The organism is Alkalibacterium putridalgicola (assembly GCF_040959045.1).
GTDB classification, from domain to species: Bacteria; Bacillota; Bacilli; order Lactobacillales; family Carnobacteriaceae_A; genus Alkalibacterium; species Alkalibacterium putridalgicola.
Map to the genome: position 1 here is coordinate 1,836,790 of NZ_CP162615.1, position 15,805 is coordinate 1,852,594.

Here is a 15,805-nt window from a genome sequence, read left to right on the forward strand (position 1 = left end):
ATTATAACAAATCTGTCATCCCTTTTTCCAATTCATTTAGAGATCGATTTCAGATAGTACCTTTTTCAGCTGAGCTAATTCATCATTATTGAACGTCAGTCCCTTGCTCATTTTCGTGTGATCCGGACTCCACTCTCTGATGTCAAACTTCGGCGGGCGGTTATTCCAGCTCACTAAATTCAGCTCTTTCTTCCATCCTTTGGGTGTTTCAGAAAGAACGGCAAGATGTTCGACTACCTCGTATGAAATTTTATCCATTATTCATTCCCCTTTCAAAATATCTTCCAATATCTTTTGACTGATGTGCATCCGAGCCATAAACTAGCCGGATGCCTTTTTTTACGGCTCGTTCAACAAGTGCTGCGTCAGGATAGGTCTTTTTATAGTAAGGTTTGTCTATTCCAGCAAAGTTATAATCCAGATCATACCCGTTATTTTTCACCTGTTCCAGTATAACTTCCCAGTCGACCATATCTTGATGGTCATGAGCTTCACTAAACTTATTTATCAAGGTGATATGACCGATCCTTTTAGGGGTCCATTTGCCATAAGGAACCGCCAGAGCCTTCATGAGTGTTTCCTCATACAATGTGGTTAATTTTTCATAACCGGTTTCTTTCATTTTTTTCAGGAATTCCTCTTTACTGTAATCGATACAGAAGTAACCGGAATCCGGTATCTTTAAAAAATGGACACTCAATATAGAATGCGGTACTGTTTCAGGATAGCGTTGCAGGAATGTTTTCGTTTCTTCCTCCATCCCTTCTAAATAATCGATCTCGAATCCAGTATTTATAGTGATCTTTTCTTTGTATTTTTCTTTCAGGTCTTCGCCCCGTTTCAAGTAGGCTTCAACATCTTCAGCTCTCATGGCACTGTCTTTTTGAGGTGTGGTGTCTTCTATTGGAAGCGGCGCATGCTCAGTAAACGTGAGCTGCTTCAATCCTTTACTCAATGCTGTCTTGATATAGGCTTCCATCTCGTCCTCGCTGCCATGAGGACAGAAATGAGTATGAACATGATTATCTGCTGGCATAATGATCTTCTCCAAACCTTCAAATTTGAAATCTTTCATAAAAACATCTTTTATGTTAAAATTTTCTAATCTATATGATTTTATATTATAATATAAAATCATTGTATCAAAATAATAAATAAATGGAAATGAGGAGCTGCTGGATGAGTCTTGAGAAAAATAGTCAGTATTTATTAGAGAAAAAGCGAAAAGAAATGGATTTTCTTCATCATTTCCATTTCTTAGGATATGATTTGCTGGATTTGTCTCTACTGGAACGATTCGAATGGGACCGGCTTTCAGAAGATGATCTGAAAATGATGAAATCAAGACACATTTGGCAGGTAGGTGATTCACTCTTATCGCTGCGAAGCGACTGGACTGATGCCATCGTGCGTTATAGAAAAAAATACAAACTGCAAACGGATAAAATCGCCTACTCCGGTCCGGTTTTTCCTATGGATCAAGAAAAAATGCAGTTTGGAATGGAAATTTTTACAGATGACATTTCCCGACAGCTCTCTACAATGGAGGACCTTCTCCAATATATCAAGGAAAATCTTGCTCTCTCTCTGGATGTTGCTGTGATCAGTCACTATTCCCTGCTGAAAAAACTTTTGTCTAAAAGTGAACGGCAGAACTCTGAGATCATGCAGTATCTTGGTGAACGCAACCTGGATGGACTGACCAAAAGACTGGGTGACTCACATCCAGTCGTCAGACTCATGAGTCAGCCGGTACCAGATCAGCTGGATTATGCAAAAGAATATTTCCCCGATTTAAGAAAACCTGTGGAAGAGATTCAGCGCTGGCAGGATCAGCTTATTGAAAACAATATCCGGGTCGTTTACTGCGACCTGTTTTCCATCCCTCCCCAATCTTATTATAAAGGTATCTTTTTGCAATTCTATGCCGACTACTCCGTTGAACCTGTTTTGACCGGCGGACAGTACTCCAGTCCTACCCGGGCATTCGGTATGGCTATTAATTTATCCAGCTTATTTTTAAAGACTAATGTTCAGAGAGGAAAATCATCGTGATAACCATTGCACTATCCAAAGGGAGACAACTAGAAGATTTTATAGCTTTTTTGAAGCAACAGAAATTAAGACAGTGGTACACTGCGCTTGAATCCATCTCGAGAGAACTGTTGATCGAGACAGAAGACACCCGTTTCCTTTTAGTGAAGGGTGAAGATGTGCCGGTTTATGTCGAAGAAGGCGTTGCGGATCTGGGTATCACTGGAAGTGATGTTCTCTATGAGCAGAACCGTCAGATAAATAACCTGATGGATCTGCCTTTCGGTTACTGTCACTTTGCGCTGGCGGCAAAATCAGAAAAAGATACGTATCCGATCGTCGCAACAAAATATGTCAAATATACACAGGACTACTTTGACTCCATCAGACAGCCCGTTAAAATCATTCCCTTGAAAGGGTCTGTGGAACTGGCCGCTACGATCGATATGGCTGATGCCATTATGGATATCGTTCAGACGGGAACCACTCTCCGGGAAAATGGTCTGGAGGAACAAGTCTGTCTGGATCACATCAATGCCCGGCTGATAGCCAACAAACACGCATTCTTTTCAAAAAATGCAGAAATACAATCCATCATAAATCAATTAAAAAACGGGGTTAGATGATATGTATACATTCGATTCATTCAAAGAAGTGACCGCTTCCACGAATAAAACAGATTGGGATAAATTGAAACAAGTCATGACGATCATCCAATCGGTGCAGGAGAACAAAGATCAGGCTCTCTATGATTATTCTGAAACATTCGACAACGTCAAACTGGATACACTTGAAGTCATGCAGACTGAGCTTGAATCAGCCTATCATGCCATTGAGGATGAATTAAGAACATCTTTAGAACTGGCCTATCAAAATATATGGGATTATCAGCAGTCTATAAAAATCTCAGACGGTAAAACATCGGAGCTTTATCAGAAAGTACATCCACTGAATCGCGTCGGCGTCTATGTCCCTGGAGGAACCGCCCCTCTGGTTTCGACCGTCTTGATGACAGCAGTTTTAGCAAAGGTCGCAGGTGTTAATGAAATCATTGTGACGACACCACCCCAAAAAAGTGGCGTGAATCAGGCGATCCTTGCGGCATGCCATATCGCTAAAGTCGATCGTGTCTTTCAAGTCGGTGGCGCACAGGCCATTGCCGCTTTAGCTTATGGAACAGAAAGCATTCCGGCCGTTGATAAAATCGCTGGGCCAGGTAATCAGTATGTTGCCTTAGCCAAGAAAATGGTCTACGGTGATGTCGGTATCGACTCGATCGCAGGGCCAAGCGAGATCGTTGTGGTTGCTGATGAGGACACACGTGCAGAATTCGTTGCTTACGATCTGCTTGCTCAAGCAGAACATGACGTTCTTGCCCGTACGTTTCTGATCAGTGAAAGCAAGGAAAAACTTGAAGAGATCCAGCAAAAAGTCGATGATCTGGTCGATGACCAGCCGCGTACCGCTATTATAAAAACCAGTCTCAGAGATCATCACTACTCTATTCTGACAGCTGATAAAGAAGAAACCATCGACTGCGTCAATACCATCGCAGGTGAACATGTATCCATTCAAACGAAAGATGCCAGCTCCTATATCGATCGCATCAATACAGCCGGCGCTTTATTCATCGGTGACTATTCTCCAGAAGCCATCGGTGACTATGTGGCAGGACCCAGTCACGTTTTGCCAACAGGAGGTACCGCACGTTTCAGCAGCGGTCTGACGGTCAATGATTTTTTGCGGACCAATTCGATCATTGCATTGAAAGAAGAGTCGTTCAAGCACATGGCTCCAAGCGGTATGCGTCTAGCTCTGGAGGAATCACTGCAGGCCCACCATGATTCATTAGCCTGTCGAATGGAGGAAAACAAATGATACGTATAGATAAAAATGAAAGTCCTTATAGAGCACTGGCTGAAGATGAAATCAGCGCTCTCGCAATAGACACACACTTCAATAAGTATGCGGATAATGAATACGAGAAGCTGCAGGAAAGCTATGCTGCCTATAATGGACTGGATCCCCATTTAGTCTCTTTTGCGAACGGCTCTGATGAATGGATCCAAAAAGCCATGATCATATTAGGTGAAGGCCCTGCCTTGATTTTAGATCCGGATTTTGTCATGTATGAAGAATACGCCATCCAGTTCAAGCGTCCCCTGATCAAAGTGGATGCCAAGGCAGACATGACTTTTGACTATGAAGAAGTCTTTGAGAAAATAAAAGAGTACCGCCCTTCCGTCTTCATTTTCTCACAGCCGAGTAATCCGTTTGGCATGATGCATCCAGTCGAATTCATTGAAAAAGCTGCAGAATTGATGGAAGAAGTAAAAGGCTACCTGATCATTGATGAAGCCTACGCCGAATTTCTGGAAGAGCTTCCCTCTTATCCGGAAGGCGATCATGTCATTCGCTTTCGTACGCTTTCCAAAGTTTACGGGCTGGCGGGGTTGAGGATCGGTGTTGCCATGTCGACTGAAAAAACAATGAATGTTCTGAATTCCATAGCGCATCCTTACCCGCTCAATACGTTTTCTTTAAATATTGCTCATTATTTACTGAATCAGCCGGAGAGACTCAGTGATTTCATAGAATTGAACCGAAAACTGGCAAAAGAACTTCAGCTTATCTTTCATGAAGAAGCGGGAGAACATATCAGCATACTGAAAAGCCATACGAACTTTTTATTCACACATGGAAAAAAAGCACTGGAGCTGGGAGCTTATGTTAAGCAGCACGGCTTTCAGCCCAGAATGTATCCCGAATTGGATCATCCGACGCTCAAAGAAGCCGTGAGATATTCGATCGCAACCACTGAAGAAATGGCAGAGCTAAGACAAATCGTCAGAAAATGGAGTGACTCGCAATGACTGTAACTAAAGAACGCAATACAAAAGAAACAAAAATCAGATTAAGCGTAGACAAAGGATTGAAAGAATCATCGATCGATACAGGTGTGGGCTTTTTGAATCACATGCTTGACCTGTTTGCCTTCCATGGGCATTACGTTTTGGATGTCACAGTTGATGGCGATACTGATGTAGATGACCACCATACAACTGAGGATATCGGTATCCTGCTCGGGCAGGCTATCGCTGAATTGAATCAGGACAAGTCATCGATCGAACGTTATGGAACCGCCTATGTGCCGATGGATGAGACGCTGGCACGGACGGTTGTTGACATAAGCGGTCGTCCCTATCTGCATTTTGATGCGGATTTTTCCAGCCAGAAAGTGGGAAGATTTGATGTTCAGCTGGTCAAAGAATTTTTCTATGCTCTGACTATGCATGCCCGACTGACCGTGCACATGGATCTTTTACGTGGCGGAAATACCCATCATGAAATCGAAGCCCTGTTCAAGTCTTTTGCCCAGGCTCTGAGAAAAGCATCGCAGTCTTCGGATGTTTCCAGACTCCCCTCTTCGAAAGGAGTCATTGAAGAATGATTGCCATTGTAGATTACGGTCTAGGTAATATCGCCAACTTGTCTAACGCTCTTCACTATTTAGGATATGAGACCATTGTGACGCATGATGTCACTAAACTAAAAGCGGCCGATACGATCATACTCCCTGGTGTCGGACATTTTAAAGATGCCATGAACCGTTTAAACGAACTCGATCTGGTACCCGTATTGACTGAATTAAAAAAGCAGAAACCCTTCATCGGAATCTGTCTCGGGATGCAGCTTCTTTTCGAACACAGCGAAGAAGGAGATGCTGAGGGATTGAGTTATCTCCCGGGTACAGTCAAAAAAATCACTGGGTCTCTTCCCGTTCCTCATCTGGGATGGAATAAACTGAATTCATCTCTCCCATCACTTCAGGGAGACGTCTACTTTATCCATTCATACAAAGTACACACAGATGAAAATGTTGTTGCCACAGCGAATTATGGAAATCCTGTTGTCGCTATCGTACAGAAAGACAATCTGATCGGTATCCAGTTCCATCCGGAAAAAAGTGGTGACCAGGGTCTCCACATTCTCGATCAGGCTTTGAAAGGTGGTTTTGATTTATGATAGAAATCTGGCCGGCAATCGATTTGATCGATCAGCAGAGTGTACGACTGACAGAAGGTATTTATGATTCAAAAGAAGTTATGAAACGGTCCCCAAAAGAAGCCATCTCTTTTTACAATCGATTCAAACAGGTCACACGCATCCATATCGTCGATCTCATGGGTGCCTTGCACAAAAAACCTAGCGAAAAATCGTTCATCAAGGAACTGATCGCATCCAGTGCTTACCCTGTCGAAATCGGGGGCGGTATCCGTTCAAAAGAGACGATCGACTACTACCTCTCCAGTGGTGCCTCTTACGTCATCGTCGGCACACGGGGACTGCAGGACAGTCAGTGGCTGGAAGAAATGACTACGCTCTATCCAGGCAAGATCTATCTGGGCCTTGATGCAAAAAAAGATCAGGTCGCAGTGAACGGCTGGACAGAATCCGTGGATAAAACGATATACGATGTCGCTGAAGAAACGGCTTCGCTTGCTTTGGGAGGCATCATTTATACGGACATCTCTAAAGACGGTAAAATGCAGGGACCTAACTTCGAACTCACAGAAAAACTGGTCGAGCTTACCCCTCATCCAGTTACTGCTTCAGGTGGTATTCGCAGTTTAGACGATTTGAAACGCCTGGAACAAGCCGGTATCAAAGCGGCCATTGTTGGAAAAGCTGCGAATACAGAAGCTTTCTGGGAGGGAATTTCATGATAAAAAAACGTATCATCCCTTGTCTGGACGTCAGAGATGGTGTCGTAGTCAAAGGAATCCAATTCAAAGGACTTCGGGAGATCGGCGATCCAGTCGAATTAGCGAAACGCTATAATACATTAGGTGCCGATGAGCTGGTTTTTCTTGACATCTCAGCAACACATACGGGAAATGCCCTGATGCTCGATGTTATCCGGAAAACTGCTAAAGAACTCTTTATCCCCATGACTATCGGGGGCGGCTTGAAATCTTCGGAAGACATCTCAGCTGTGCTGAATGCAGGCGCAGATAAGGTAAGTCTGAATTCGGCTGCATTAAATGATCCGTCCCTGATAAATGAAACCAGCGAAAAGTTCGGTTCACAGTGTATCTGCATCGCCATCGACGCGAAATGGGAAGAAACAGAACAGGACTGGTACTGCTACACCCATGGCGGCAAGAAAAGAACTGATGTCAAAGCTCTGGATTGGGTCAAGGAAGTGGAAGCACGAGGAGCCGGAGAATTACTGATCACCAGCATGGATTATGACGGCATGCAGCAGGGCTTTGACCACGAACTGCTTAAAAAAATCAAAGAAACCGTGTCAATCCCGGTCATCGCTTCCGGCGGTGCAGGAAATGCCCAGCATTTTGCAGACCTTTTCCAGAATACTGATGTGTCAGCTGGGCTTGCCGCCTCCATTTTCCACGATGAAGATGTCTCCATACACGAAGTCAAAGATCTATGCCAATTAAAAGGAGTGCCGATGCGCCATGACTAACTACGATTCACTGCAGCCTGATTTTTCAAAAGGATTACTTCCCGTTATCCTTCAGCACTACACCACAAAAGATGTTCGCATGATGGGCTATATGAACGAAGAAGCATTTGAAAAGACAAAACAGGATGACGTTGTCTGGTTCTTTTCCCGGTCTAAAAACAGATTATGGAAAAAAGGCGAATCCAGCGGTAATGTCCAGTACGTCAAAGACATGTACCTGGATTGTGACCAGGATGCCCTCCTCGTTATGATCGATCCGGCCGGTCCGACCTGTCACACGGGGTCAAAAAGCTGTTTCGATCTCGGTCCCTCTTTCACCCTGAAAGATATCGAAGCAACGATAGAAAACCGGGCAGAGACTGGTGAAGAGAAATCCTATACGACATATCTTCTGAATGAAGGTATCGATAAAATCGCCAAGAAGTTCGGTGAAGAAGCCTTTGAAGTCGTGATCGGAGCAAAAAATAAAGATAAAAGCGAAGTGGCCAGTGAAGCCGCAGATGTCTTGTATCATCTGGGTGTACTGCTCTATCATACCGGCGTGTCGATCGAAGACGTCGAAGCCGTTTTAGCTTCCCGTCACGAAAAAAAGAATAATTTCAAAGGGGCTCGGTCTGACGTACAAGACTGGTAAACAAACATCCTGATATGCTTAACCCTCTCATCCCAGGATTATTTTAGCGATCACTCCTTATCTAAAAAAGCTCTTTGTTGTTTTTTCACTGTCATTCTTATAGAATAAATAAGTATATTGAAAAATATCGAATGAACTAATGAAAAAGTAGGGATAGTTTGAAAAGCCAAATAAAACGTGTCAAAATCGCCGAGCAAGGTGCAAGAGTTTCTATCGCTGTTTATGTTCTTCTTGCTGTTGTAAAGTTGGCAGTGGGTTACTTTATGCGTTCGACCTCTTTATCAGCCGACGGGTTTAATAATCTGACCGATGTCCTTTCCTCTGTAACCGTTCTGGTGGGACTGAAAACCGCACGAAAACCTGCTGATGAAAATCACCCTTATGGCCATTGGAAGGCCGAACCCATAGCCAGCCTGATCACATCCTTTATTATGCTTTTTGTGGGATTTCAGGTATTCCAAAGCAGTATCATACGCCTCTATAGAGGTGAACTGATCCCGCCTAACCGGCTGGCTGCTGTCGTTGCGCTGATCAGTTCTTTAATACTGTTTATACTCTATCGCTACAATCTGAATTTAGCAAAAAAGGCAAAAAGTACTGGTTTAAAGGCTGTTTCTCAGGATAATCTGGCGGACAGTCTGACGAGTCTGGCGACGGCTGCTGCTATTTTGGGTGCCTCTATCGGCTGGGTGTGGCTGGACAGTATCATGGCCTCCATCGTCGCTATTATCATTGTCAAAACGGGTGTGGAAGTATTTAAGGAAAGTACCTTCTCATTATCCGATGGGTTCAAAGATAAACATCTTTACCTTTATAAAAGCAAAATACTCATGATCCCTAGAGTAAAAAGCGTGCCGTCGATAAAAGCGCGGATGTACGGAGCGAATACTTATGTGGATGTAACTATTCTAGTGGATGGCGAGATGACCGTGCAGGAAGGTCATGACATCACCGAAATCATCGAAAAATTGCTTTATGAAGAATTCGATGTGATGCATACAGATGTGCATGTGGAACCTTTTGATTTAACAGAACAGTTCAATCGGGAACAAATGTGATAACATACTAAAAACAGCAGGTATAACCTTTAATAGAGGTTGTACCTGCTGTTTTTCATTAAAACGTGTAATGATTTTCCCGAACGTGTTCAGATAGTCAGAGTATATAGAATCTATTTCTACTGATAGTTGTTAACGACTCGCATATATCGAACTGCATTATGGATTATCTTATCAGCAAATAGTTACGATTTCTCGTAAACGAATCTGGGACATGTCTCCCAGCTTCTTCCTATGTTTATCTAACAATATTGTAACGAGTTTACGCTAAAAATTTTTCAAGAACTGGTCGCAATATCCTTATTGAGACCAGTTAATCCTGTAATCCTTTAGGAAGTGGTCACAATAGCTGTTTTGTGACTAGTTTATGCTGTGATTCTCCAAGAAGTGGTCACAATAGCTGTTTAGCAACCAGTTAAAGCTGTGATTCTCCAGGAACTGGTCGCACTACAGTATAATCAATCATGAGATTATTTTTCTTTCTAAAAAAGACCTCACAAAACAAAAAGGCTGGGAGTTATTCTTCCCATCCTCTTTATTTTGAAGATATGACTTTGAAATTATTATTCACTCCAGCTTTTACTGGAGAAAAAGCTGCAAAATAATCGCCAATCAATTCATTCATGGGGATCGTCACTTCCCGTATTATTTTACCCGCCTCGAACATAGTGTAGTTGCCTCCACCGACGGCACGGTACTGATTAATGACGATATCAAGACTGTCTTCAGGCAGAATCTCTCTACCCTGATACATAAACGAAACAATACGTTCTCCCTCCGGTTGAGCCACATCTATGACATAATCGATGCCTTCGTACATGTCATAATTGTACATCTGCGGTTTCGGATCCATGAACTCCGGATTTACAACTATTTCGTTTTCATTATTCAGTGTAAAGTAGGACGCAGACCGTTCAAGCGCTGCTTTCAGATCCTGTCCTGAAACACTCAACACAGCCAGCGTGTTAGGGTAAATATAATTTAAAACGACATCCCTCATCGTGACCGAATTAGAGAATCCTTTGACCCTATTATTAAATAAAGCTGTACCTGAAATATCACAGTCTGAATAATACATTTGAACACGCTGAATGAATTCGATATAAGGATGTTCTTCTTTTCTCGCTGTTTCAACATCGTCGATCGTCATGTCGCCTTCAACACGTCCGATCGGCTGGTCCAGCCAGTCTTCCACCTCATCATTCACCCAAAGATATTCCGCAGCAAGCTGTTCATCCAATTGTTCATTTTTAACAGACAGCAGCTCAGCTTCCATCGACTTGATCGTTACTTTCCCTTTAGTTTTCTCCAGGTCGAGTACGACTTTCCCAAGATATTCACCTTTACTGCCCGGCATTATAACAGCTGTACCATTGACCACTTCTGCAATGAGCCGATGCTGGTGTCCGGCAAGAAGAACATCGATGCCGGGAACTTCACTTAATATAGCATATCCTTCATTTTCTCCTGTGAGTGTTTCAGTCGGCTGACCCGTATGGAGGTCTTTTTCAAATCCGCCATGGTAACTGACCACGACGATATCTGCTTTTTCTTTCAACAGAGGGACATAGGTTTTTGCTGTTTTTAAAGCTGACTCAAAAGTCAGTCCCGAATAGTTTTCGGGATGTTCCCAGTGCGGTATGTATTGCGTAGTCAACCCCAGAACCGCCACACTTATGCCTTCTAACTCAAAAATTTTATACGGTTCACCGAAAGCTGTGTTTCCTTCACCCGTCAGGATATTGGCACATAAAACAGGGTGATCTGCTGATGATACTGCAGATTCCAGGTATTCCAGACCATAATTAAACTCATGGTTGCCAATGATTCCGGCATCGAACTTAAGATCATTGACGATTTCCATTAAAAGTCCGGCAGAATGTTTGTGCTTGACGAGATAATGCGTGAAGGGAGATCCCTGAATGATGTCTCCATTTTCAATCGCCAGGCTTGCTCCTGTCGCTGCCTTTCTTTCCTTTTTCAATAAAGAAGCAAGTTTCAGTAAGCCATATTCCGCATCCTGGATACGAGACTGATAGTCTGTGGGATAGACATAACCATGAATATCACTTGCTTCAAATAAAGTCAGCTTCATCCAATGTCCCTCTCTGTCTGTAATTTTTTCAACTAATTCTCTCACTCTGACAACACATTCAATAGTAGACGCGGATCATCTGTCATAATACCGTGGGCACCCAGTTCTATGAGCTCTTTCATTGTCTCTTCCTCATTGATCGTCCAGTAATAAACATGCATGCCCCGATTATTTGCCCCACGAATCAGTTTCCAGTCTGCCAGATCATATCCTTCTCTTTCAGTGGGCAACTGGAAGGCAGAAGCCTTGGGCTGGTAAAGAGCGTTGAGAAACGCTTTGTGCATCATGACGAAATGACGTGTTTCTTCCTCGCCTGCCCCAATGGCCACTTCACCGTTTGATACATCTTCAAATCTGAGGTTGATATCGTGATCGAAACTGGCAATCAAAACATTCTCTTTCATGTCATAGTCTTGAATATGATTCCACATCTCATCGACCAGTGCACCATACATAACAGGCATATTGGTATCTTTGAGTTCGATCAGGTGTTTCTTGTCGCCGAATTCCGAAAAGACCTCTTCCACTGTAGGGATCTGTACACCGGTCCCTCTATAGGGATAGTCACCGGTTTCATCTTCGAAATGGTAACCGGCATCCAATGCTTTCACTTCTTTCAGGGTCATTTTATTGATGTTCCCGGAACCGTTTGTCGTGCGGTCCACCGTATCATCATGGTTGACGACCAGGTGACCATCTGCTGTGATATGCACATCATACTCCAGTACATCAGCACCGATTTCGGATGCATTTCTAAATGCTTCCAGTGTGTTTTCAGGTGCCAGGGCCTTTCCTCCCCGATGGGCGATGACAAGTGGTTCTTCTTCGACTTCAAAATAAGCATGATCAGTCTTTGAAGACAGCGGAAATAAAAAGAGCAGGAACCAGAGCATGCATACACTTATCAATATGATTCCGAAAACTTTCAACATTTTTTTCATGTTTCTCACTCTCCAAAACAATAAAAATCAGCCAATGACGAAAAAAACGACGATATATGACACGACAACTACCAGAGACGACAAGATAAACCCATGGATAAAGGGCTTGAACCCCGTTTTAATGAAGACAGAAATATTCGTTTTAAGTCCAATGGCTGCTAGAGCCACAACCATCAAAAAGCGGCTGACCGTTTTCATTCCACCAGATACTTCCGGACTGATCACCCCTACTGAATTGAAAAGGGCCATCAGGACAAATATAATGATAAACCATGGAACCAGACCAGATAATGAGACTCTTGCTTTTCTCAAGTGCGGCTGTTCCCGTTTTTTTCTGTAATAAATAGTCGAGAATATCAGAACAGTCGGGATGATCGCTAACGTACGTGTCAGCTTGACCATCGTTGCCACTTCTCCGGCAACTTCAGAAAAAGCAAAACTTGCTGCAACGACACTTGATGTATCATTGATCGATGTCCCGGCCCAATAACCGAAAAAGGTGTCACTTAATGAAAGCAGAGTCCCAATGATCGGATATAAAACGATCATCAAGACGTCAAATAAAAACGTGGACGAAATAGCATAGGATACATCGCTGTCTTCCGCTTCGATGACCGGAGCCAGTGCAGCGATGGCTGAGCCTCCACAGATAGCTGTCCCGGCAGCTATCATGTTACTCAATTTCCAGTTGATATTGAATAATCTGCCTAAGAGATATCCTCCACCGAATGCTGTCAGAAGTGTAAAGACCAGCACAAGTAGAGTCTGGCTCCCTACTTCCAATATAATAGAAAAATTCAAAGAAGCCCCTAATAAAATGATCGCTCCTTTTAGGATTTTTTTGGAAGCGTACTGGACACCTTCCTGGAGCCGGTCCTCGTCATAATAAACGGTACGGAAAAGAATCCCCAGAAACATGGCAATTACCGTGGATCCTATATAGTGTCCCGGCAAAATACTTTCTATGTAAACAGCCAGTATGGCGATCATTAAGGATAAGATGATCCCTGGTAATACTTTTAACATTTGCTGCACATCTGTCATCCTTCCATATAAGTCTTGAATTATTATACCATTTTTTTGACTATTCTTAAGGGAAACTTGTGTGCAAACAAAAAACCTTCCCCCAAGGAAATGTACAAATAACTGTACTTCCCTTGAAGTGAAGGATGATTTACTGCCTATCTTCTTGCCCGTTTGATCCCCGTATACAAGGAGATACCCAGGTGGATCAGGATACTTACGCCACAGACGACTGTCAGCCAGAACATTTCATAATCATTTCTCACTATGATTCCAGCAAAAGCCCAGGCAAAAACTAATGGATAAAGCCAGTCATGATGTACCAGAGAAACAAAAACGGCGATGCCGGTTCCGATAATAAGGAGAGCCAGAGTCCACTGGTATTCGTTAAATCCGACTACCTCTTCTACGCCCATCTCTTTGACCCAGGTCACGATATTTACGATCGTTGCGACTGTTCCCCATCCAAAGTAGATGGAGAAGGGTACCCGGTCAAACCAGTTTGTCGAAACATGTGATATTTTTTTATAGATAACGAACAATGTAACGAGCAATCCGATTATTATGATGACCGAAGTTAGATACCAAAGCTGTGTAAATGCAATGATCCATAATCCGTTCAGAATAAAATTGGCCACGAGCCAGTAATGAATGCTTTCATAAACACGATCACTATCATTATGTTTAAAGAACATCCGGACGATCCAGACAAACAGTAATAAGTATATCACTCCCCAGATCGAAAAGACGTAACCGGCGGGTTGAATGATCGCCGGATTTTCGTCAGCAACCATCCCCACATCTGTAGCTGTCAAGTAATTGACAGCCAGCATAAGGATGAACGTAACACTGTAAATAATGCCTAGTCTCTTTTTGATTGTCATTGTTATACCCTCCTCTAAAGTCCTATAATTCGAAATATAAGGATCCAAGCAGATAAGCCTCGTTATACTTTAATGCCAGTTTATATAAAAAGCGTTTGACTCTGTCGAGATTCTTCGGTTCTTCCAAAATATCAGCTTTATATTTCCGATACCGCTCTTTCTCTTTCGCTGTGGCTTGTTTATTCAGATAGCCCCATACATGATCCAGACTGTTTATCGCTTTATTCATATCGATATCCTGACTGAGCGCTGCTTCGATCAGACGATAAAACTGAATCACGGGATAGGAAGACTTATCTTTTAATAGATTTCTTATACTTGCATAAATCTCAGGGGAGCGTTCCAGTACTGTGTACTTATAGCGTGACCATTCTTTTTCCAGATCCTTTATTTTAGGTTCAGTCGTTGTGGCTAAATGGCACTTGACTGCGGAAAGGTTCTTGTCTTTTACTTCCAGCATAATATCCACATCACTCGGTTTGACCTCTTCATAGAAAGCCATAAACTCATCGATGCGTATAAATTGGGAATGGGCCCCTTCTCTTCCATTCAGCTGCTGCTGGGAATAATGTACTTTGGGACGGCCGTCTTTTTTGTGCCAGGTCTTTTTTGCTTTATTTATCCAATAAGCATCCGAGTAGAGCTCGCCATCGTTATTCAACCTGTGATGAAGATTATCATACACGACAGGGGCGCCAGTCCGCCGGCTTAGAGACAATACATCTTCGATCGTATAAGACCGGTCATCATTTTCAATGATGAGCCGCTCTTTTATGCGGTTATCCAATTGTTCATAGACAACCGCAAATCGGTCCATCGCACTTGATTTGTCACCATAGACACCGCCAACATGCAGAATGAGTTTACTCTCTGCATCCACGCCCAGAGCATTCAGAAAAAGTGTGTGGTATGTAAGGTCATCGATCGCCCGGTCGACTACTTCTTTTCTGGGTGAGTTCAAAACGGTATACTGGCCGGGATGCATCGATACCCGAATACTGTAGCGTTTTATCTTCTCACCGATCTGGGTAAATGAAGCTTCAAATAATTTTGTCCAGTCCAAATCATTGACAAGGAAGTCCGAACCGAAGGGGATGATATCCGAACTGATACGAAATAGCCTGATCCCCTCCTGGTGATTATAATCGATCATCCTTTCTAAAACATTGAGGTTATGTTCGATCAGAGATATCAGATTTTCGTTTGTCGCATTACTTTTTCGACAGGTTTTGTAATTGGCTTCCGGTACGCCCTTCGTCAAACATGCATAGCCTATACTCATGTGCCTCTCCTTCTCTCAATAGTTATCTACTATAAGTTTACCATTCACAATCACTTGAAACGAATAATAAGAACTGAATAGACGAGGCTTATTATTCATAAATATAAAAGTTATTTGGTATAATAAAATTATCAAAAAATGAGGAGGTCATACAATGTTGTGGACACTGATTGGGTTATTGATCCTGTTCTGGCTATTAGGACTGATTTTTGAAATTGGAGGCGGAATAATCCATATTCTTCTTGTCATTGCCTTACTGGTCTTTATCTGGAACATGATTTCTGGCAGAAGAAAACCGTGACAGAGTGATATATGACTAACTTAAAGCAGTCCAGGTGGGTAGATCTACCTGGACTGCCTTTTTGA

Annotated in this window: 18 protein-coding genes; 11 read left to right on the top strand and 7 right to left on the bottom strand. The window is 42.8% G+C overall.

Features of this window, described 5'->3' with window-relative positions:
• Positions 1-36 precede the first annotated feature (36 nt).
• Positions 37-258: a YdbC family protein gene (locus AB4027_RS08770; RefSeq protein WP_091488026.1), complete on the bottom strand. Its 222-nt coding sequence runs from the start codon at positions 256-258 to the stop codon at positions 37-39.
• The gene (hisJ, locus tag AB4027_RS08775) at positions 251-1,075 is read right to left on the bottom strand and encodes a histidinol-phosphatase HisJ (protein ID WP_368645035.1); all 825 of its coding nucleotides are present in this window, start codon (positions 1,073-1,075) and stop codon (positions 251-253) included. The genes AB4027_RS08770 and hisJ overlap by 8 nt, the downstream gene beginning before the upstream one ends.
• Positions 1,076-1,179: 104 nt before the next feature.
• Here hisJ and AB4027_RS08780 point away from each other — a divergent pair, with 104 nt between their 5' ends.
• From AB4027_RS08780 to AB4027_RS08825, 10 genes are all read left to right on the top strand, one after another.
• Positions 1,180-2,055 carry an ATP phosphoribosyltransferase regulatory subunit gene (locus AB4027_RS08780; RefSeq protein ID WP_368645036.1) on the top strand — a complete coding sequence of 292 codons (876 nt, stop codon included), beginning with the start codon at positions 1,180-1,182 and terminating at the stop codon, positions 2,053-2,055.
• The gene (hisG, locus tag AB4027_RS08785) at positions 2,052-2,660 is read left to right on the top strand and encodes an ATP phosphoribosyltransferase (protein ID WP_368645037.1); all 609 of its coding nucleotides are present in this window, start codon (positions 2,052-2,054) and stop codon (positions 2,658-2,660) included. Before AB4027_RS08780 ends, hisG begins: the two co-directional genes overlap by 4 nt.
• Before the next feature lies 1 nt (position 2,661).
• A complete protein-coding gene (gene hisD / locus AB4027_RS08790) occupies positions 2,662-3,912 on the top strand; it encodes a histidinol dehydrogenase (RefSeq protein ID WP_368645038.1) in 1,251 nt (416 codons plus the stop codon).
• A complete protein-coding gene (locus AB4027_RS08795) occupies positions 3,909-4,907 on the top strand; it encodes a histidinol-phosphate transaminase (RefSeq protein ID WP_368645039.1) in 999 nt (332 codons plus the stop codon). Before hisD ends, AB4027_RS08795 begins: the two co-directional genes overlap by 4 nt.
• Complete coding sequence (gene hisB, locus AB4027_RS08800; RefSeq protein ID WP_368645040.1) at positions 4,904-5,485, top strand: imidazoleglycerol-phosphate dehydratase HisB; 582 nt, start codon at positions 4,904-4,906, stop codon at positions 5,483-5,485. The genes AB4027_RS08795 and hisB overlap by 4 nt, the downstream gene beginning before the upstream one ends.
• On the top strand, positions 5,482-6,060 hold the full coding sequence (gene hisH / locus AB4027_RS08805) for an imidazole glycerol phosphate synthase subunit HisH (protein WP_368645041.1): 579 nt from the start codon (positions 5,482-5,484) through the stop codon (positions 6,058-6,060). The genes hisB and hisH overlap by 4 nt, the downstream gene beginning before the upstream one ends.
• Complete coding sequence (hisA, locus tag AB4027_RS08810) at positions 6,057-6,761, top strand: 1-(5-phosphoribosyl)-5-((5-phosphoribosylamino)methylideneamino)imidazole-4-carboxamide isomerase (protein ID WP_368645042.1); 705 nt, start codon at positions 6,057-6,059, stop codon at positions 6,759-6,761. The genes hisH and hisA overlap by 4 nt, the downstream gene beginning before the upstream one ends.
• A complete protein-coding gene (gene hisF / locus AB4027_RS08815) occupies positions 6,758-7,522 on the top strand; it encodes an imidazole glycerol phosphate synthase subunit HisF (RefSeq protein WP_368645043.1) in 765 nt (254 codons plus the stop codon). The genes hisA and hisF overlap by 4 nt, the downstream gene beginning before the upstream one ends.
• Positions 7,515-8,156, top strand: a complete 642-nt coding sequence (gene hisIE, locus AB4027_RS08820; RefSeq protein WP_368645044.1) for a bifunctional phosphoribosyl-AMP cyclohydrolase/phosphoribosyl-ATP diphosphatase HisIE — start codon at positions 7,515-7,517, stop codon at positions 8,154-8,156. Before hisF ends, hisIE begins: the two co-directional genes overlap by 8 nt.
• Before the next feature lie 158 nt (positions 8,157-8,314).
• Positions 8,315-9,214 carry a cation diffusion facilitator family transporter gene (locus AB4027_RS08825; RefSeq protein ID WP_368645045.1) on the top strand — a complete coding sequence of 300 codons (900 nt, stop codon included), beginning with the start codon at positions 8,315-8,317 and terminating at the stop codon, positions 9,212-9,214.
• Positions 9,215-9,749: 535 nt separating this feature from the next.
• Here AB4027_RS08825 and AB4027_RS08830 read toward each other — a convergent pair.
• The 5 genes from AB4027_RS08830 to uvsE form a co-directional block, all read right to left on the bottom strand.
• Entirely contained in the window at positions 9,750-11,309 is a 1,560-nt protein-coding gene (locus AB4027_RS08830; RefSeq protein ID WP_368645046.1) for a bifunctional UDP-sugar hydrolase/5'-nucleotidase, read from the bottom strand.
• 41 nt (positions 11,310-11,350) lie between these two features.
• Positions 11,351-12,250: a glycerophosphodiester phosphodiesterase gene (locus AB4027_RS08835; RefSeq protein ID WP_368645047.1), complete on the bottom strand. Its 900-nt coding sequence runs from the start codon at positions 12,248-12,250 to the stop codon at positions 11,351-11,353.
• Positions 12,251-12,277: 27 nt separating this feature from the next.
• A complete protein-coding gene (locus AB4027_RS08840; RefSeq protein WP_368646421.1) occupies positions 12,278-13,276 on the bottom strand; it encodes a YeiH family protein in 999 nt (332 codons plus the stop codon).
• A gap of 155 nt (positions 13,277-13,431) precedes the next feature.
• Positions 13,432-14,157 (bottom strand): tryptophan-rich sensory protein, encoded by a 726-nt coding sequence (locus AB4027_RS08845; protein WP_368645048.1) that lies wholly within the window; start codon positions 14,155-14,157, stop codon positions 13,432-13,434.
• 22 nt (positions 14,158-14,179) lie between these two features.
• Positions 14,180-15,439, bottom strand: coding sequence for a UV DNA damage repair endonuclease UvsE (gene uvsE / locus AB4027_RS08850; protein WP_368645049.1), 1,260 nt, complete (start codon positions 15,437-15,439; stop codon positions 14,180-14,182).
• A gap of 154 nt (positions 15,440-15,593) precedes the next feature.
• On the opposite strand from uvsE, the gene AB4027_RS08855 reads away from it, so the two are divergent.
• Positions 15,594-15,740 carry a lmo0937 family membrane protein gene (locus AB4027_RS08855; protein ID WP_143058675.1) on the top strand — a complete coding sequence of 49 codons (147 nt, stop codon included), beginning with the start codon at positions 15,594-15,596 and terminating at the stop codon, positions 15,738-15,740.
• The last annotated feature ends 65 nt before the right edge of the window (positions 15,741-15,805 follow it).